Source organism: Oryzomicrobium sp., assembly GCF_021287045.1.
GTDB lineage: Bacteria > Pseudomonadota > Gammaproteobacteria > Burkholderiales > Rhodocyclaceae > Oryzomicrobium.
The window spans coordinates 189102-205856 of record NZ_JAJTBG010000008.1 but is presented as its reverse complement, the minus strand read 5'-3'; the positions used below and the strand labels follow the sequence as shown (position 1 = coordinate 205856).

The window sequence follows — 16755 nt, the reverse complement described above, 5'->3', positions numbered from 1 at the left end:
CTTGTTCGGGCCGGACGGACGTCCCTAGCCCACCCAGGAATACTTGAGCAGCCGGTCCAGGTCCTGGCGCAGGTCGCCCCAGGGCACGGCTGCCGGATAGGCCAGGATCAGCCGGCCCAAGGGGTCGGCCAGGTAGAAGCGGTAGGCGGCCGGGGGCTGGCCGGCGGCGCCCAGGTCGGGCGGTGTTACGGGGACTTCGCGCAGGGCCACCCGGTCGGCGTTCTTGCCCAGGGTGGCGCGCAACTGGGTCAGGGTGCGGCGGGCCGCCTGGCAGTCGGTGCCACAGGGCCCCTTGCCCACCAGCAGCACCTGCCAGCGGCCGGCGGTCGGCGCATTGGCGTCGTTGGCCGCCAGGGCCGGCGGCAGGGGCTGGGGCGGCTGGATCAGGACGCCGTGGGGCGAGCCGCCGGGCCGCCAGCCCAGGGCGAACAACCCCCAGCCGAGCACCAGGGGCAGGGCGAACAGGGCGAACACGCCGGCCATCGGCCAGAAGCGGCGGCGGGCGGCCTGGATGGGGGAGTCGGGTGAGGGAGGCGCCGCTGGCGGCGCGGGCTGGGGCCGGGCGGCGGTGCGGCGCAGGGGGATCAGGGTGGCGGTCATGGGCGGCGCCTCAGGTTGAGTCCGACGTAGAGCGCCGCCAGGGTGGCGGCGAAGGCAAACCATTGCCCGGCGTAGGCCCGGTTGCGCGCGGCACCGTCGTCCGGGGGCAGGGGGGCGAGGGGGAGGGGCTGGAGCTGGGGGGCGGTCCGGGATGCGGGTGCGACAGCGACGCTTTCGCCGCGGGCTTCGCCGCCGCGCCCGGGCGCGGCACCGTCCGGGGCGGCCAGCTGGAGCACCACCGGGAGCACCACCGGCGCCACGTCGACGGCGGGGGCAGCATTGGCGGCCTGGCGGGCGGCGGCGTAGCGTTCCGGGGTGAGGTATTGCCAAACCCCGCGCCAGTGGCCGTTTTCCAGGCCGGGCTCTTCGGGCGCGAGGAGGAACGCGGCTTTCGCCGGGGGCATGGCGGTTCCCCGCGCCAGCACCGGGCCTTGGGGCGCCGGCACCTGGGGGGCATGGCTGCGATCGGCTGGGGCCGGCACCCAGCCCCGGTCCACCAGGATCTGTTGCGGCCGGTCGCCGCCGGCCAGGGTGAGGGGGGTGATGACCCGGTAGCCGGCCTGGCCGTCGTGCACCTGGTTGTCCAGCAGCATCTGGTGGGCGGCGTCGTACTCGCCCGCGGCCTCGACCGGCCGGTAGGCCAGGGCCTCGGCGGTGGGCAGGGGGGCGGTGCCGTCCAGGAGCCAGGGGGCGAACTGGCTGCGGGCCGCCAGTTCGGCGCGGCGCGCCTCCTTGGTCTCGGCCCGGCCGAGCTGCCACTGCCCGAGGGCGATCAACAGGGGCAGCAGCAGGGCGGTGGTCAGGGTGGCGGGCCAGCCGGGGCGGAACCGCCAGCGGCGCGGGGCGCTCTGAGAGGGAGAAGGTTCGTGCGCTGCGCCGCCCAGCGGGCCGTCCGCCGGCACCAGGGCTGGGTGGAGCGGACGGCAGAGCGCGCAGGGTTCCGCCGGGGGCTCGGGGAATGGAGCGACCGGATCGATCGAATCGAACGACTCGAATGAAGGGAAGGGAGCGTCGGCCATGGTCTTCAAACTGGTGGTGATCGCGGTGTTGCTGGCCATCGTCGCCAGCCTGTTTTCCGGGCTGGTGTTCCTCTACCGCGACCGGGGCCAGGGCACCCGGGCGGTGCGGGCGCTGACGGTGCGCATCGGCTTGTCCATCATGCTGTTCCTACTCCTGCTCGTGGCGTTCCGCCTGGGCTGGCTGCCGGCGGTGCGCTAGGGTGGGGTTGGGCGTTCGGATTCAGGCGAATTCAGGCAGATTCAGGACCGGGGGCCGGGCTGGATGAAGAAGGCGTAGGACAGGGTCACGTCCCGCACGTCCGGGTCCAGGGCCGGGTCGAGGATGAAGGTCACCACCAGTTCCCGGGTTTCCCCGGGGGCCAGGGTCTGCTGCTGGAAGCAGAAGCAGTCGAGCTTGTTGAAGTACTGGGCGGCGTTGCCCGGCGAGACGCTGGGGATGGCCTGGCCGACGATGCTGCGCTCCGAGCGGTTGTGCACCACGAAGCGGGCCTGGTGGACCTCGCCCGGATGCAGGTCGAGGCGGCCGGTGATCGGCCGCACTTCCCAGGGCAGACCGGGCATGGCGGTGCCGACGAAATCGAGGGAGACGGTGCGGGCCAGGTCGACCCGGGAGGCGGGGGCGCTGGCTACCAGCGGTGCCGCCGGAGTGTTGGCGGTCTTGCCGTTGATGCCGGTGAGGCGGCAGAAGGTGTCGTAGAGCGGCACCAGGGCGAAGCCGAAGGCGAAGGCCCCGGCCACCAGCCAGAGCAGGCGTTTGACCAGCCGGCGGTTGGCCGCGGCAGTGGCGGCCGCAACCACCGGCGGCGCGGGCATCGCGGCGGCAGTTGCGCAAGGCTTGGTGGGCGGCACGGGCGGAGGCATCATCCCGATCTCCTGGGCAGGAAGGTGGGGCGGCGGGGCCGCCCGGGCGATCGCTTCGCAGGGTTTGAAGCCTGCCCGGCCCGTTTAGTTTCGTCGTCCCGCCATGCCCCGAGAATTTTTTCCGCCCGGGCCGGCCATAATCCAGGCCTGGCGCGGGCGGAGCGCGCCGGATATTGAGAGGACGAGAGGAGAAAGAGCGATGCGGCGACGGCCGGAATGGATGAACGGGATGGGCGCCCTGGCGGCGGCGCTGGCCGTGGCGTTGTTGCTGGCCGCCTGCGGCGAACCGGCACCGCCGCCCTTCCGCGCCACCGACATCACCGGCGCCTCGGTGGGGCCGGACTTTCCCCGGCCGCTCACCGACACCCAGGGCCAGCCGCGCCGCTTGGCCGACTACCGGGGCAAGGCGGTGGTGCTGTTCTTCGGCTACACCCATTGCCCGGACGTGTGCCCCACGGCCCTGACCCGCTTCGCCGCGGCGATGCAGGCCCTGGGCGACGAGGCGAAGCGGGTCCAGGTGGTGTTCGTCAGCATCGACCCGGCCCGGGACACTCCGGCCCAGCTGGCCGGCTACGTGCCCTGGTTCAACCCGGATTTCGTCGGCCTGACCGGCAGCGCCGAGGACGTGGCCGCCGCCGCCCAGGCTTTCCGCATCTACGCCGCCCGGCGCGACGTGCCCGGGGGCATGGGCTACGTCATGGACCATTCCGCCGGCGCCTACGTGCTCGATACCGCCGGCCGGCCGCGCCTGTACCTGCGCGACGACGCGCCGGTGGAGGACATTGTCGCCGACCTGCGTCGGCTCCTGGCCGGGGGCTGAGGGGCGCTGTAGGGCCACGCCCCGGGCGCTTCCCGCGCCGCGCCTCCGCCTGTTTTTCGCCCGCGTTCCCGCTCGTTTCCCCATTCCGGCCGGCCCAGGCGGGACGGGCCGTTCCGGTGGTCGCTTCATGCCGCTGGGAACTTGTTCGGTGCCGTCGCACTCCCACGCCTTGAGCTTTGCCGGCAGCTGGTCGGGGTAACGGGGCGTGCTGGATGCCCCCACCCCGCCGCCGCCGGCAAGGCGCCCGCCAGGCCCGATCGCCCGGGCCCTGGCCTCGCCGGGAGCGCGGTCGCAAGTCCGCCCTTCCGCCGTTGAGGAGGGGGTCGATGAAAAAGAACGATGGCTGGAGACAGGCGACGGCGTGCCGGCGGGGCATCCCCCGGACCATGCCGCTGCTGTGCGCGTTCCTCGCCGGGGCGCTGCCGCCGGGCCTGGCCCGGGCGGAATTCGCCCTTAACCTGCAAGCGCCGGCGACGGTCATCGCCCGGCAGATCGTGGACCTGCACACCACCATCCTGTGGATCTGCGGCGTCATCCTGGTGGTGGTCTTCCTGCCCCTGGTCTATGCCCTGATCCGCTTTCGCCGCTCCCGGGGCGCCCAGGCCAGCCAGTTCCACGACAACACGCCCCTGGAGATCGTCTGGACCATCATTCCGGCGGTGATCCTGGTGGCCATGGCCTGGCCGGCCACCGAGACGGTGCTGGCGATGAAGGACACCAGCGCCTCGGACATGACCATCAAGGTCACCGGCCACCAGTGGAAGTGGGAATACGAGTACCTGGCCCGGGACGGCACGCCGGAAAGCGACGAACCGGTGCGCTTCTTCAGCAACCTGGCCACCCCCCGGGAGCAGATCGAGAACCAGGCGGCCAAGGGCGAGCATTACCTGCTCGAAGTGGACAATCCCCTGGTGGTGCCCACGGGCAAGAAGATCCGGCTGGTGCTGACCGCCGCCGACGTGATCCATTCGTGGTGGGTGCCGGCCTTCGGGGTCAAGCAGGACGCCTTTCCCGGCTTCATCCGCGACACCTGGTTCAAGGTGGACGAGCCCGGCGTGTACCGGGGCCAGTGCGCCGAGCTGTGCGGGGTGAACCACGGCTACATGCCGGTGGTGGTGAAGGCCGTGCCGCCGGCGGAGTTCGACGCCTGGCTGGCGAGCCAGAAGCAGCTGCACGCCGCTGCCCGGGCCGCCGCGACCCGCACCTATGCCCTGGCCGACCTGAAGGCCCAGGGCGAGAAGGTGTACGCCACCAACTGCGCCGCCTGCCACCAGCCCACCGGCAAGGGCATCCCCGGCGCTTTCCCGGCCCTGGACGGCTCCAAGGTGGCCACCGGCCCGGTGGAAGGGCACCTGGACGTAGTGCTGCACGGCCGCCCGGGCACCGCCATGCAGGCCTTCGGCAAGCAGCTGTCCGACCTGGAGATCGCCGCGGTGCTGACCTACGAGCGCAATTCCTGGAGCAACCGGGCCGGGGCCGCGGTCCAGCCTGCCGACGTGGCGGCTGCCCGGGCCAAGGATGCAGCCGGCGGCGCCGGCATGGCCCAGGCTCCGGCAGGCAAATGAACTAGCCGAGCGCATCGGCCCAGACGAGGAGGCCCCATGGACGCCCACTCTGCCAATCCCGCCATTCCCGTGCCCGGGCAACCGCCCCGGGACTACGCCGAGGAGCACCACGGCGCGCCTCCCGGCGGGTTGCGCCGCTGGCTGACCTCCACCAACCACAAGGACATCGGCACCCTGTACCTGTGGTTCTCCTTCGCCATGTTCCTCTTCGCCGGGGCCCTGGCCATGCTGATCCGGGCCGAGCTGGCGCGGCCGGGCATCCAGCTGGTGGAGCCGGCGGTGTTCAACCAACTCACCGCCCTGCACGGGCTGATCATGATCTTCGGCGCGATCATGCCGGCCTTCGTCGGCTTCGCGAACTGGATGGTGCCCTTGCAGATCGGCGCGCCGGACATGGCCTTTCCGCGCATGAACAACTGGAGCTTCTGGCTGCTGCCGGCGGCGGGCACCCTGCTCATTTCGTCCTTCTTCGTCCCCGGCGGGGCGGCGGCGGCGGGGTGGACCATGTACCCGCCCCTCTACCTCCAGGGCGGCATCTCCTACGACATGACCATTCTGGCGATCCACATCCTGGGCCTGTCGTCGATCATGGGGGCGATCAACATCATCGTCACCATCCTCAACATGCGGGCGCCGGGCATGACGCCGATGAAGATGCCCCTGTTCGTGTGGACCTGGCTGATCACCGCCTTCCTGCTGGTGGCGGTGATGCCGGTGCTGGCCTGCGCCATCACCATGCTGCTCACCGACCGGCACTTCGGCACCCACTTCTTCTCGGCGGCCGGCGGCGGCGACCCGGTGCTGTTCCAGCACGTGTTCTGGTTCTTCGGCCACCCGGAGGTGTACATCATGATCCTGCCGGCGTTCGGCATCGTTTCCACCATCTTGCCGACCTTCGCCCGCAAGCCCCTGTTCGGCTATACCTCGATGGTCTGGGCGGTGGCCTCGATCGCCTTCCTGTCGTTCCTGGTATGGGCGCACCACATGTTCACCACCGGCATGCCGGCCGCCGGCCAGCTGTTCTTCATGTACACCACCATGCTGATCGCCATCCCCACCGGGGTGAAGGTGTTCAACTGGGTAGCGACCCTGTGGAAGGGCTCCCTGACCTTCGAGACGCCGATGCTGTTCGCCATCGCCTTCATCTGCCTGTTCACCATCGGTGGCTTCTCCGGCCTGGTGCTGGCCCTGGTGCCGGTGGACATCCAGTTGCAGGACACCTACTACGTGGTGGCCCACTTCCACTACGTACTGTTCTCCGGGGCAGCCATGAGCATCATGGCCGGGGTGTATTACTGGCTGCCGAAATGGACCGGCCACATGTACGACGAAACCCTGGGCAAGACCCATTTCTGGCTCACCGCCATCGCCTTCAACGTCACCTTCTTTCCCATGCACTTCCTCGGCCTGGCCGGGATGCCGCGGCGCATTCCCGACTACGCCCTGCAATTCGCCGAGTTCAACCTGATCGCCAGCATCGGCGCCTTCGTCCTCGGTGCGGCCCAGCTGCTCTTCCTCTACAACGTGGTCCGCTGCATCCGCGGCGGCAAGCCGGCCGGGGCCAAGCCCTGGGAGGGGGCCGACACCCTGGAATGGACCCTGTCCTCGCCGCCGCCCTACCACTCCTTCACCACCCCGCCGACGGTCCGCTAGCCGCCATCGCCCCCACCGCCATCGTTACACGTGCCGTCCCCGGAGGTCCGCCATGTCCCTGCCCTCCCAGCCCGGAAACCTCGCCGCCCACGCCGCCCCCGGCGGCTACTACACCCCGCCGCCGTCCTGGTGGCCCCTGGTCGGCTCGGTGGCCCTGCTTACCCTGGCCTCGGGCTTCATCCTGCTGCTCGCCAAGGTGGGCGCCGGCCCCTGGGTGATGGCCCTGGGCTTCGCCATCCTGGTGTTCATGCTGTTCGGCTGGTTCGGCAACGTCATCCGCGAGAGCCTGGCCGGGCGCTACAACCCCCAGGTGGATCGCTCGTTCCGCTGGGGCATGGTGTGGTTCATCTTTTCCGAGGTGATGTTCTTCGGCGGCTTTTTCGGTGCGCTCTTCTACGTACGCGAGTTCGCCATCCCCTGGCTGGCCCACACCCCCCTGCTGTGGCCCGGCTACGACGGCGCCTGGCCCACCGAGGGGCCGGGGCTGAAGGACGCCTTCACCCCCATGGCGGCCTGGGGCCTGCCGGCGATCAACACCCTGATCCTGCTCAGTTCCGGCGCCACCGTGACCTGGGCCCACTGGGGGCTGAAGAGCGGCCGGCGCGGCCAGCTCGCCCTGGGGCTGTTGCTGACGGTGCTGCTCGGCGCCCTGTTCCTCACCTTCCAGGCCTACGAGTACCACGAGGCCACCTTTTCGCTGAAGACCGGCATCTACGGCGCCACTTTCTTCATGCTTACCGGCTTCCACGGCCTGCACGTGACCCTGGGGGCGGTGATGCTGACGGTGATCCTGCTGCGCGTGCAGGCCGGCCATTTCACCCCGGACCACCACTTCGCCTTCGAGGCGGTGTCCTGGTACTGGCACTTCGTGGACGTGGTCTGGCTGCTGCTGTTCGTCTTCGTCTACTGGCTGTGAGGGTGACAGAACGGCCCTGCTCCGGCGAGGTCCAATTCAATGTAGTGAAGCAGTGAATTTGTGGTGCTTGGCAGTCGTTGCAAGGGGGCTCAGGGAGTGGTTCGCACTATGCGTCTTGCCTGAAAGGAGGTACGCCATGAGTCCGATGATGTTCCCGAAGATGCTGTCGTCCCATGGCGAGGGCTGGGACTGGCTGATGAAGGTCCACCCCTCGGTCACCAAGATGTTCTGGATGTACGTGGTGCCCATGTCCCTGGTGCCGCCGGCAATGATGCTCTACGCCTGGTCGGCTTACCACGAGACGGTGAACCTGCCGACGATCGGGCGGCAGATGATGATGGGCATTGCCGTGCTGTTCTACGTCACCGAGCTGGTGGCGGTGCCGGTGATGGCCCGCATCATCCAGCAACTGGGCGATGTGATCGACGCCCGGCCGTCCTACCAGGACGCCTTCACCCTGGCGGCGGTGGCGCCCACCCCCCTGTGGATCGCGCCGGTGGCCTTCTTCGCACCCAGCCTGCTGTTCAACGTGGCGGTGGCCATCCTCGCCCTGTTCGCGGTGGGCGTGCTCATCTACCAGGGCGTCAACCGGGTGTTCCACATGGGTGACGACGACGGCCATGCCCTGCTGCTGTGGGGCTCGGTGCTGGCTGCCGGCCTGTGCGCCTGGGTGGTGATGATGTTGCTCACCTTCGTCGCCCTGGGCTGGGCGGTGGGCTGATCCTGCAACCGGGGCCTTGCCCGCGTGCAGGCCCCATAAACACAACGGCCGGAGCGCACGCGCATCCGGCCGTTGGCATTGGGGGGGCGGAAAGGTCAGGCCGCCAGCACCCCGCGCAGGGACTTGAGGGCCTTGGCCTCGATCTGGCGGATGCGCTCGGCGGAAACGCCGAATTCGGCGGCCAGGTCGTGCAGGGTGGCGCCGCCGTCCTCGGCCAGCCAGCGGGCCTCGATGATGCGGCGGCTGCGCGCATCCAGGGTGGCCAGGGCGCCGCGCAGGCCCTCGTTGTGCAGGCGCTCCTCTTCCCGGGCTTCCAGCACCCGGGTCGGCTCCAGGCGCGAATCGGCCAGGGTGGCGATGGGGGCCAGGCGGCCTTCCTCGTCGTCCGGGTTGCCTTCCAGGGCCAGATCGTGGCCGCTCAGGCGGGTTTCCATCTCCACCACTTCCTCGGGCTTGACGCCCAGGGTGGCGGCCACTTCGTTGGCCTGCTCCGGCGTCAGCGCTTCGCTGCCCGGTTTCATGCTGCGCAGGTTGAAGAACAGCTTGCGCTGGGCCTTGGTGGTGGCCACCTTGACCAGGCGCCAGTTCTTCACGATGTATTCGTGAATCTCGGCCTTGATCCAGTGGATGGCGAACGACACCAGGCGCACGCCCCGGTCCGGGTCGAAGCGCTTCACGGCCTTCATCAGGCCGATGTTGCCTTCCTGGATCAGGTCGGCGTGGGGCAGGCCGTAGCCCAGGTAGCCCCGGGCGATGGCGATCACCACCCGCAGGTGCGACAGCACCAACTGGCGGGCGGCACTCAGGTCGTCGTCGTCGCGGAAGCGGCGAGCCAAGGCCTTCTCTTCCTCGTCGGAAAGCAGCGGAAAGCGTTGGGCGGTCTGGATGTAGGCGTCCAAATTGCCCACCGCCACCGGTAGATGCATCAGCGAAGCGGTCTGGGTCATGGAGGTCCTCCAAAAGGGTCGATCTGATTTTAGCACTCGTTGCCTTTGAGTGCTAAAGGGGGGATGAGTTCTGGGGAATCGCAGCTGGCGGCACCAGGTTAGGCCGCGCGGAACTCAGCCGGGAAGAGCATTCAAGATTGGCGTTTGGCATAAAACATGCTGCTTGGAAGAACTCGCCTTCCAAGGACTTCCCATGATCGTCCAGAGCGCCTTTGGCGCCGCCTCGCTGTATGCCGCCTCCGGTACGCCTGCCGTGCAGCGGCAAATCTTGGCAACCACCGATCCGGGCACGGCAAAATCTGCCGAACCGGTATCCATTTCGGCAGCCGCCCGGGAGCGGCTGGCTGGTGAGCAGCGGGCGGCCGCATCGGCCCCGTCCTCGACCGTGGCTTTCGATACCAACCAGGGAACGGTCAACCTGGACGTCGAGTCTTACCTGACCGGAAAGTCCTGGTCCGGCACGGGGGAGATTCCCCCGCTGCTGATGCCGACCCAGCGGAACATCGACGCCCTGGGGCAGTACGTTTCGAGCAACATGCCGGGGCTGCTGGCCGCCCACGGCATTCCCTATGCGCCTGCCCAGATCGGCTTCGATTCCCAGGGGCAGGTCCAGTTTCCTAGCGACTACCCCTACGGCGCCCAGTTGAAGGAGGCGTTGCAACAGTCGCCGGCTATGGAGCGGGCCCTGGGTTGGAGCCAGGGCTTGTCGGAAAGCAAGGCGGCGCTGGATGAGGCCGTCGGCTTCCAGGCCGAATACCGGGGCGCGGCGTCGCCGCAGGAATTGCAGGCGGTGATCGCCAAGTACGGCAGCCTGCTGTCGGGCAACCGGACGTCGGCCCAGGTGGTCCTGAATTTCAGCTCCGCCGGGCAGTTGAACATCACGGTCAATGGCGCGCCCCAGCGCACGTGAGCCAGGGGCGGCGGCGTGGCGGGGGCCGACGAACGTGCGCCGTCCCGGCCCGGGCGGGGGGTGTGGCGGCTGTGCAGCGAGTTGCAACAGTCGGTAAATCCAGGGCCGGCGGGTCGGCTCGGCAGCTGGTTCCGGCGTTAAATGCTCACGGATCGACGCTTTCCAACATTGCACAACAAGGAACCGCCATGCGCACCAAGCTGCTACTCGTTGCCCTCGCCACCGCCGCCGCCCTGTCCGGCTGCGTCGTCGCCCCTGTCGGCCGGCCGTATTACGGCCCGGCCTATTCCGAACCGGTGATGGTGGCTCCGCCACCGCCCCAGGTTGAAGTCGTGGGCCCGCCCCCCGTGGTCGGCCAGATCTGGATCGGCGGCTTCTGGAACTGGACCGGCCACCGGCACGAATGGGTGCCCGGCCACTGGGAGAACCCCCGTCCCGGCTATACCTGGGTGCCCCACCGCTGGGAGCAAGCCGGCAACGGCTGGCGACATACCGGCGGCCACTGGGAAGAAGACCGGGGCCGGGGCGAGCGCGAGCGCCGCGACTGGCGCTGAACCAACTACCCACTCAGTCAGGGCCGGCAGCGTGATGCTTCACGCTGCCGGCCCTTTTCCTTTGTGCCGCTCCGACGCCTGTGCGGGGTGCTGCAGTCCGCCGCTGGACGCATTGCCGGAGTGGCTGGGAGCGTGTTCGACAGCCCCGCTGCGGCGGTATGAGAGCAGTGGCGATTCCCTTAATCGAAACGTGTTGCATATCAGAAAACAGGTGCTAATATATCAGCAAGCTGAACTGACATATCAGAGCGGCTTCCCTAAAAAACAGAGGAGACAAACATGGTTGCTGGTATCAAGGCCCGTCATGGCGTGTTGTTCGGAGCGATGGCCGTTGCCCTGTTATGTACGGGGCCGGCCCGGGCGGCCGACCCGGACAAGTTCAAGATCGGCGGGGTGGTGTCCCTGTCCGGCACCTACGGAATCTTCGGCGAGGACATGCGCAAGGGCGTCGAGATCGCCATCGAGCAGCGCGGCGGCAAAGTCCTCGGCAAGCCGATCCAGGTGATTTGGGAAGACGACGAGACCAAGCCCCAGCCGGCGGTGCAGAAGACCACCCGGTTGATCTCCGAAGGGGTGCAGATGATCTTCGGCGCGGTCAGTTCGGCCTCCAGCATCGCCATCATGAACATCGCCAAGCAGCGCAAGATTCCCCACCTGGTGACCATGTCCGCCGACGACAAGATCACCGTGCCCAACGGCTCCCGCTACACCTTCCGCACCTCCAACACCCTGGGCATGGAGCAGCGCATGGCCCTCAGCTTCACCAAGGAACAGAAGCTCAAGCGGGTCTACGGCGTCACCGCCGACTACCAGGCCACCCGCGACAGCTGGGAGTGGTATCGCCGCGAGGCGGAGAAGGCCGGCGTCGAGATCGTCGGCGCCGACTTCGCCCCCCTGGGCAACCGGGATTATTCCTCCATCGTGGACAAGATCGCCCGCTCCAACGCCGACGGCGTGGCCCTGTTCATGACCGGCTCCGACGCCGTGACCATGGTCAAGCAGGCCGGCCAGGTGGACCTGGGCAAGACGCGCAAGATCTTCGGCCCGGTGATCGCCGATGAAACCATGGCGGCGGGGGTGGGCCCCGCTTCCATCGGCGTCTATTCCGGGGTGCGCTACCACTTCACCGTGGATAACCCGGCCAACCGCAAGTTCGTCGAAGCCTTCCGCAAGAAGTACAACGAACTGCCCTCCAGCGCCGCCGGCGAAGCCTACGACGGCATGGCCTGGTGGCTCGACACGGTCGAGCAGACCGGCTCCTGGGACAAGGAGAAATGGGTCGCGGCCTTCGAGAACAGCGTCCGCGACAACTCGGTGGAAGGGCGCAAGTCCATGCGCGCCTGCGACCACCAGGCGATGCAGGACGGCCTGTGGGGCGTGGTCGAGAAGGGCGCACCGCCGGCGCCGGCCTACACCATGAAGATCGTCAAGGTGTTCCCGCCCAACCAGGTCTTCGACGCCTGCCAGCCCTGAGCGCCGGCCCCGTCCGCCCCTGGGCGGCGCGTTGGGCCTAGCGCCTGACCGTCGTCCCCAGGGGCCGGGTTTCCTGCCGGTGCCGCGCGCACCGGCCGACTGACCGATGGAGGGAGTCCCCCGGAGGCGGCCTGGCCGCCCTCCCGGGCGGCGCTCGTCCCGACGATCCCTCCGCCGCGGAGATACCTCATGTCTACCCTCATCATCGGGCTCAGCCTGGGGATGCTGCTGTTCCTGCTCGCCTCGGGGCTGACCCTCATCTTCGGCATGCTGGGCGTGATCAACTTCGCCCACGGCGCCCTGTACATGCTCGGTGCCTATATCGCCTTCGACATCGGCCGCCACACCGGCTCCTTCGTCGCCGGGCTGATCGGCGCCACCGTGCTGGTGGCCGCCGCCGGCGCCCTGATCGAGCGCCTGGCCCTGCGCCCGCTCTACAACCGACCCCACTTCTACCAACTGATCCTGACCTTCGGCGTGATTCTGGTGATCAGCGAGCTGGTCAAGATCGTCTGGGGCCTGGGCTACCAGGAATCGACCATGCCCGAGGCCCTGGCCGGCACCGTGGAGCTGTTCGGCAGCACCATCCCGGTCTACCGCCTGTTCGTCATCGGCTTCGGCGCCCTGGTCTCCGGCGGCCTGTTCCTGCTCATCGAGAAGAGCACCTTCGGCATGCTGGTGCGCGCCGCCAGCAGCGACGGCGAAATGGTGCGCCTGCTCGGCCTGCCCGTGTCGTCGGTGCGCATGGCCGTGTTCGCCCTCGGTTCGGGGCTGGCCGGCCTGGCCGGGGCCATCGCCGCGCCGCTCTTTCCCATCGAGCTGGGCATGGCCACCAACACCATCATCGACTGCTTCATCGTCGTCATCCTCGGGGGCCTGGGCAACATCCGCGGCGCCGTGGCGGCCTCGCTGCTGATCGGCCTGGTGCGCGCCCTCGGCTACGCCTACATGCCGAGCTGGGTGGACATCCTGACCTTCGCCCTGCTCATCGCGACCCTGCTCACCCGGCCCCAGGGCCTCTTCTTCCGCGCAACGAGGTCCGCATGAACGTCTCCCGTTTCGACCTGTGGCTCGGCCTGCCCCTGGCGGCCGTCGCCCTGCTGCTGCCTTTCACCGGCCCAAGCGACTTCCTGCTCAACCTGGCGACCCTGGTGATGATCTGGGCGATCTTCGCCATCGGCTTCGACTTCGTCTTCGGCCTGCTCGGCATGGTTTCCTTCGGCCACGCCAGCTTCCTCGGCCTAGGCGGCTACGCCCTGGCCCTGGCCACCCAGCTGTGGGGCCTGCCCTTCAGCGCCGGCCTGGGCCTGGCCATCGTCGCCGGCGCCCTGTGCGCCTGGCTGTTCAGCTTCTTCGCCCTGCGCGTCTCGGGCATCTTCTTCGCCCTGGTCACCCTGGCCCTGTCGCAACTGCTCTACATCCTGGCCGACTCCAAGCTGCGCGCATGGACCGGCGGCGCCGACGGCCTGCCCGGGGTGGAGCGGCCCGGCCTGGGCGGCATCGACTTCTTCGATTCGACCCACTTCTACTGGTACGTGGTGGCGGTGTTCGCCCTGGTCATGGCGGCGGTGGCGGTGCTGCGCCGCTCACCCTTTGGCCGGGTCATCGCCGGCATCCGCCAGAACGAGACCCGGGCCGAGCAGCTGGGCTTCGACGTGCACCGCTACAAGCAGATCACCTTCATCGTCTCCGGCGCCATCAGCGGCCTGGCCGGGGCGCTGCTGGCCTCCCTGCTGATGTACGTGAATCCCCAGATGCTGCATTGGACCACCTCCGGCGACGTCATCATCATGACCCTGCTCGGCGGCGCCGGCACCCTGTGGGGGCCGGTGGTGGGGGTGCTCGCCTTCGAGGTGCTCAAGGAGTGGTTGAGCGGCTGGACCCAATACTGGTACGGCTTGCTCGGCCTGGTCTTCATCCTCGCCACCCTGTTCTTCCCCAAGGGCATCGTCGGCGAATTGCAGGAGCGCTTCGGGCAATGGCAGGACAAGGCCGCCCGGCGCGACGGGAGGTCCTCATGAGCGACATCGCCCTGAAATGCGACGGCGTGACGGTGAGCTACGGCGCCCTCAAGGCCATCGACGGCGTCAGCCACAGCTTCGAGCAGGGCCGCATCTACGGCCTGATCGGCCCCAACGGGGCGGGCAAGACCACCCTGCTCAACGTCCTGGCCGGGCGGCAGATGCGCCATAGCGGCAGCATCCACTGCTTCGGCGCCGATATCACCCGCACCCCACCCCACGAGCGCGCCCACCTGGGCATCGGCCGCAGCTTCCAGATCACCAAGATCTTTGCCGAGATGACGGTGCTGGACAACCTGCGCATCGCCGCCCAGATCAAGCACTCGCGCTTCCAGCCGTTCTGGATCGCGCCGCGCTACGAGCGGCGCCTGGCCGGCGACATCGACGCCATGCTCGAACTGACCGGCCTCACCGCCCGCCGCGACGACATCGCCGGGACCCTCTCCTACGGCCTGCAACGGGCCCTGGAGCTGGGCATCACCCTGATGCCGGACCCGCGCATCCTGCTCCTCGACGAGCCCCTGGCCGGCGTCGGCCAGCACGAGATCGAAAGCTCGACGCGCCTGATCAAGGCCGTTTCGGCCGGGCGCACCGTGCTGCTGATCGAACACAACATGGACGCCATCATGTCGCTCTCCGAAGAGATCGTGGTGATGAGCAACGGCCGGGTGATCGCCGTCGGCGCCCCGGAACAGATCCGCAACGACGCCACCGTGCGCTCGGTTTATCTCGGGGAGGATGCATCGTGATCGCGCTCGAACACGCCAGCGTCAAGTACGGCCACGCCCTGGCCCTGGAAGACATTTCGATCGAGGTCGGGCTGCACGAGATCGTCGCCATCGTCGGCCGCAACGGCGCCGGCAAATCCACCACCCTCAAGACCCTGGTCGGCCTGCTGCCGCTGGTGGCGGGGCGGCGGGTGTTCGGCGAGCGCGACATCTCGCGCCTCTCGGTGGAGCAGATCGCCCGCCTGGGCATCGCCCTGGTGCCCGATACCCGGCGCATCTTCCCCAACCTGTCGGTGCGCGAAAACCTGCGCATCGGCGCCGTCGCTCACCAGCCCGGCTACTGGACCGAGGAGCGGGTGCTGGAAATCTTCCCCCGCCTGGGCGAGCGCATCGACTTCGGCGGCGACCAGCTGTCCGGCGGCGAACAGCAGATGCTGGCGATTGCCCGGGCCCTGCTCGGCAACCCGCGCATCCTGCTCCTCGACGAACCCACCGAGGGCCTGGCGCCCCTGATCGTGGACCAGCTGGTGCAGGTGTTCGCCCACGTCCACCGCCAGGGCACCGGCATCATCCTGGTCGAGCAGAACCTCAAGGTGCCGATGAAGCTGGCCCACCGCCAGTACGTGCTCGACCACGGCCAGGTGGTCTGGTCGGGCACCTCGGCCGAACTGCAACAACAGCGGCAACTCGTGGAAAACCTCATCACTACCGGAGCGGCACAATGAGCAAGCAGAACCTCTACATCGTCGGCGTCGGCATCACCCATTTCGCCAAGCACCCGGACAAGACCGTCAAGGACCTAGTGCGCGAGGCGGTCGAGGGCGCCCTCCAGGACGCCGGCTGCGGCCGCGAGCTGATCCAGGCCGCCTACTTCGCCACCGCCGGCCAGGGGGTCATCGAAGGCCAGCACATGGTGGCCGGCGAAGTGGCCCTCAAGGCCATGGGCCTCACTGGCATCCCGGTGACCAACGTCGAGAACGCCTGCGCCAGCTCCAGCACCGCCCTCAACGCCGCCCAGCTGTACGTGGCCGCCGGCGAAGGCGACATCTGCCTGGCGGTGGGCGTGGACAAGCTGTTCTCGCCGGACAAGGAAAAGAGCTTCAGCGTCTTCGACGGCGCCTTCGACGTGAACAACAGGGATGGCCAGCTGGCCCTGCTGCACGGCCTGGCGCCGACGGTGACGCTGCCGGCGGGCATCAAGGAAGCGGACCAGCGCAGCATCTTCATGGACATCTACGCCAGTCTGGCGCGGCTGCACATGGAGCGCTTCGGCACCACCCAGCGGCAGATCGCCGCGGTGGCCGCCAAGAACCACGTCCATTCCACCCGCAACCCCCTGGCCCAGTTCCAGTACCCCCTGACCATCGACGAGGTGCTGGCGGCGCGCACCATCGCCTGGCCCCTCACCCTGCCCATGTGCGCCCCCATCGGCGACGGGGCGGCGGCGGCCATCGTCTGCAACGAGGACGGCCTGCGCAAGTTGCAGCGCAGCCGCGCCGTGCGCCTCATGGCCAGCGTGCTGCGCACCGCCACCGAGCGGCCCGCCGACCAGTACGAACGCCACCTCTGCCACCTGGCCGCCTTCGAGGCCTACGAGCGGGCCGGGGTCGGCCCCGAGGACATGTCCCTGGCCGAGGTGCACGACGCCACCGCCTTCGCCGAAATCCAGCAGACCGAGGCCCTGGGCTTCTGCCCCTTCGGCGAGGGCGGACCGATGGCCGAATCCGGCGCCACCAGCCTGGGCGGGCGCATCCCCATCAACGTCTCCGGCGGCCTGCTCTCCCGCGGCCATCCGATCGGCGCCACCGGCCTGGCCCAGGTGTACGAGATGGTCACCCAGCTGCGCGGCGAGGCCGGCGCCCGCCAGGTGGACAAGGCCCGCTTCGCCATTGCCGAGAACGGCGGCGGCTTCAACGGCGTCGAGGAAGCCGTCACCTGCATCACCATCCTGGGCCGCTGATCCACGC

The 16755-nt window shown here is 68.9% G+C and carries 18 protein-coding genes; 14 read left to right on the top strand and 4 right to left on the bottom strand.

Annotated elements, in window-relative coordinates:
* Window positions 1-24 precede the first annotated feature (24 nt).
* Both LWW89_RS11045 and LWW89_RS11040 read right to left on the bottom strand, forming a co-directional pair.
* Window positions 25-600: a hypothetical protein gene (locus LWW89_RS11045; protein ID WP_293264087.1), complete on the bottom strand. Its 576-nt coding sequence runs from the start codon at window positions 598-600 to the stop codon at window positions 25-27.
* The gene (locus LWW89_RS11040) at window positions 597-1619 is read right to left on the bottom strand and encodes an SURF1 family protein (RefSeq protein ID WP_293264085.1); all 1023 of its coding nucleotides are present in this window, start codon (window positions 1617-1619) and stop codon (window positions 597-599) included. The genes LWW89_RS11045 and LWW89_RS11040 overlap by 4 nt, the downstream gene beginning before the upstream one ends.
* On the opposite strand from LWW89_RS11040, the gene LWW89_RS11035 reads away from it, so the two are divergent.
* A complete protein-coding gene (locus LWW89_RS11035; protein WP_293264083.1) occupies window positions 1618-1818 on the top strand; it encodes a twin transmembrane helix small protein in 201 nt (66 codons plus the stop codon). The genes LWW89_RS11040 and LWW89_RS11035 overlap by 2 nt on opposite strands.
* 41 nt (window positions 1819-1859) lie before the next feature.
* On the opposite strand, the gene LWW89_RS11030 is transcribed toward LWW89_RS11035, so the two are convergent.
* Entirely contained in the window at window positions 1860-2483 is a 624-nt protein-coding gene (locus LWW89_RS11030) for a cytochrome c oxidase assembly protein (RefSeq protein ID WP_293264081.1), read from the bottom strand.
* A gap of 196 nt (window positions 2484-2679) precedes the next feature.
* On the opposite strand from LWW89_RS11030, the gene LWW89_RS11025 reads away from it, so the two are divergent.
* The 5 genes from LWW89_RS11025 (at window position 2680) to LWW89_RS11005 (ending at window position 8155) form a co-directional block, all read left to right on the top strand.
* Window positions 2680-3300 (top strand): SCO family protein, encoded by a 621-nt coding sequence (locus LWW89_RS11025; protein ID WP_293264079.1) that lies wholly within the window; start codon window positions 2680-2682, stop codon window positions 3298-3300.
* 326 nt (window positions 3301-3626) lie between these two features.
* Window positions 3627-4865 (top strand): cytochrome c oxidase subunit II, encoded by a 1239-nt coding sequence (coxB, locus tag LWW89_RS11020; RefSeq protein ID WP_293264077.1) that lies wholly within the window; start codon window positions 3627-3629, stop codon window positions 4863-4865.
* Window positions 4866-4901: 36 nt separating this feature from the next.
* Window positions 4902-6518 (top strand): cytochrome c oxidase subunit I, encoded by a 1617-nt coding sequence (gene ctaD / locus LWW89_RS11015; protein ID WP_293264075.1) that lies wholly within the window; start codon window positions 4902-4904, stop codon window positions 6516-6518.
* Between the two features lie 52 nt (window positions 6519-6570).
* Complete coding sequence (locus LWW89_RS11010) at window positions 6571-7434, top strand: cytochrome c oxidase subunit 3 (RefSeq protein ID WP_293264073.1); 864 nt, start codon at window positions 6571-6573, stop codon at window positions 7432-7434.
* Between the two features lie 136 nt (window positions 7435-7570).
* Entirely contained in the window at window positions 7571-8155 is a 585-nt protein-coding gene (locus LWW89_RS11005) for a Yip1 family protein (RefSeq protein ID WP_293264071.1), read from the top strand.
* Between the two features lie 95 nt (window positions 8156-8250).
* Here the strand turns inward: LWW89_RS11005 and rpoH are convergent, their stop codons facing one another.
* On the bottom strand, window positions 8251-9102 hold the full coding sequence (gene rpoH / locus LWW89_RS11000; protein ID WP_293264069.1) for an RNA polymerase sigma factor RpoH: 852 nt from the start codon (window positions 9100-9102) through the stop codon (window positions 8251-8253).
* A gap of 193 nt (window positions 9103-9295) precedes the next feature.
* Between rpoH and LWW89_RS10995 the strand changes: the two genes are divergently transcribed.
* The 8 genes from LWW89_RS10995 to LWW89_RS10960 all read left to right on the top strand — a co-directional run bounded on the left by LWW89_RS10995 (window position 9296) and on the right by LWW89_RS10960 (window position 16748).
* The gene (locus LWW89_RS10995; RefSeq protein WP_293264067.1) at window positions 9296-10012 is read left to right on the top strand and encodes a hypothetical protein; all 717 of its coding nucleotides are present in this window, start codon (window positions 9296-9298) and stop codon (window positions 10010-10012) included.
* A 188-nt stretch (window positions 10013-10200) separates the two neighbouring features.
* Window positions 10201-10566 (top strand): hypothetical protein, encoded by a 366-nt coding sequence (locus tag LWW89_RS10990; RefSeq protein WP_293264065.1) that lies wholly within the window; start codon window positions 10201-10203, stop codon window positions 10564-10566.
* A gap of 279 nt (window positions 10567-10845) precedes the next feature.
* Window positions 10846-12039, top strand: coding sequence for an ABC transporter substrate-binding protein (locus LWW89_RS10985; RefSeq protein WP_293264063.1), 1194 nt, complete (start codon window positions 10846-10848; stop codon window positions 12037-12039).
* Between the two features lie 189 nt (window positions 12040-12228).
* Window positions 12229-13086, top strand: coding sequence for a branched-chain amino acid ABC transporter permease (locus LWW89_RS10980; protein ID WP_293264061.1), 858 nt, complete (start codon window positions 12229-12231; stop codon window positions 13084-13086).
* Entirely contained in the window at window positions 13083-14060 is a 978-nt protein-coding gene (locus LWW89_RS10975) for a branched-chain amino acid ABC transporter permease (RefSeq protein ID WP_293264059.1), read from the top strand. The genes LWW89_RS10980 and LWW89_RS10975 overlap by 4 nt, the downstream gene beginning before the upstream one ends.
* Complete coding sequence (locus LWW89_RS10970; RefSeq protein ID WP_293264057.1) at window positions 14057-14809, top strand: ABC transporter ATP-binding protein; 753 nt, start codon at window positions 14057-14059, stop codon at window positions 14807-14809. The genes LWW89_RS10975 and LWW89_RS10970 overlap by 4 nt, the downstream gene beginning before the upstream one ends.
* Window positions 14806-15513 (top strand): ABC transporter ATP-binding protein, encoded by a 708-nt coding sequence (locus LWW89_RS10965; protein ID WP_293264055.1) that lies wholly within the window; start codon window positions 14806-14808, stop codon window positions 15511-15513. The genes LWW89_RS10970 and LWW89_RS10965 overlap by 4 nt, the downstream gene beginning before the upstream one ends.
* Window positions 15510-16748, top strand: coding sequence for a thiolase family protein (locus tag LWW89_RS10960; RefSeq protein ID WP_293264053.1), 1239 nt, complete (start codon window positions 15510-15512; stop codon window positions 16746-16748). The genes LWW89_RS10965 and LWW89_RS10960 overlap by 4 nt, the downstream gene beginning before the upstream one ends.
* Window positions 16749-16755: the final 7 nt, after the last annotated feature.

Bases quoted from the DNA above. Each gene is read 5' to 3' on its own strand.
- LWW89_RS11045 (WP_293264087.1), bottom strand. From the start codon at position 600: ATGACCGCCACCCTGATCCCCCTGCGCCGCACCGCCGCCCGGCCCCAG.
- LWW89_RS11035 (WP_293264083.1), top strand. From the start codon at position 1,618: ATGGTCTTCAAACTGGTGGTGATCGCGGTGTTGCTGGCCATCGTCGCC.
- LWW89_RS11040 (WP_293264085.1), bottom strand. From the start codon at position 1,619: ATGGCCGACGCTCCCTTCCCTTCATTCGAGTCGTTCGATTCGATCGAT.
- LWW89_RS11030 (WP_293264081.1), bottom strand. From the start codon at position 2,483: ATGATGCCTCCGCCCGTGCCGCCCACCAAGCCTTGCGCAACTGCCGCC.
- LWW89_RS11025 (WP_293264079.1), top strand. From the start codon at position 2,680: ATGCGGCGACGGCCGGAATGGATGAACGGGATGGGCGCCCTGGCGGCG.
- coxB (WP_293264077.1), top strand. From the start codon at position 3,627: ATGAAAAAGAACGATGGCTGGAGACAGGCGACGGCGTGCCGGCGGGGC.
- ctaD (WP_293264075.1), top strand. From the start codon at position 4,902: ATGGACGCCCACTCTGCCAATCCCGCCATTCCCGTGCCCGGGCAACCG.
- LWW89_RS11010 (WP_293264073.1), top strand. From the start codon at position 6,571: ATGTCCCTGCCCTCCCAGCCCGGAAACCTCGCCGCCCACGCCGCCCCC.
- LWW89_RS11005 (WP_293264071.1), top strand. From the start codon at position 7,571: ATGAGTCCGATGATGTTCCCGAAGATGCTGTCGTCCCATGGCGAGGGC.
- rpoH (WP_293264069.1), bottom strand. From the start codon at position 9,102: ATGACCCAGACCGCTTCGCTGATGCATCTACCGGTGGCGGTGGGCAAT.
- LWW89_RS10995 (WP_293264067.1), top strand. From the start codon at position 9,296: ATGATCGTCCAGAGCGCCTTTGGCGCCGCCTCGCTGTATGCCGCCTCC.
- LWW89_RS10990 (WP_293264065.1), top strand. From the start codon at position 10,201: ATGCGCACCAAGCTGCTACTCGTTGCCCTCGCCACCGCCGCCGCCCTG.
- LWW89_RS10985 (WP_293264063.1), top strand. From the start codon at position 10,846: ATGGTTGCTGGTATCAAGGCCCGTCATGGCGTGTTGTTCGGAGCGATG.
- LWW89_RS10980 (WP_293264061.1), top strand. From the start codon at position 12,229: ATGTCTACCCTCATCATCGGGCTCAGCCTGGGGATGCTGCTGTTCCTG.
- LWW89_RS10975 (WP_293264059.1), top strand. From the start codon at position 13,083: ATGAACGTCTCCCGTTTCGACCTGTGGCTCGGCCTGCCCCTGGCGGCC.
- LWW89_RS10970 (WP_293264057.1), top strand. From the start codon at position 14,057: ATGAGCGACATCGCCCTGAAATGCGACGGCGTGACGGTGAGCTACGGC.
- LWW89_RS10960 (WP_293264053.1), top strand. From the start codon at position 15,510: ATGAGCAAGCAGAACCTCTACATCGTCGGCGTCGGCATCACCCATTTC.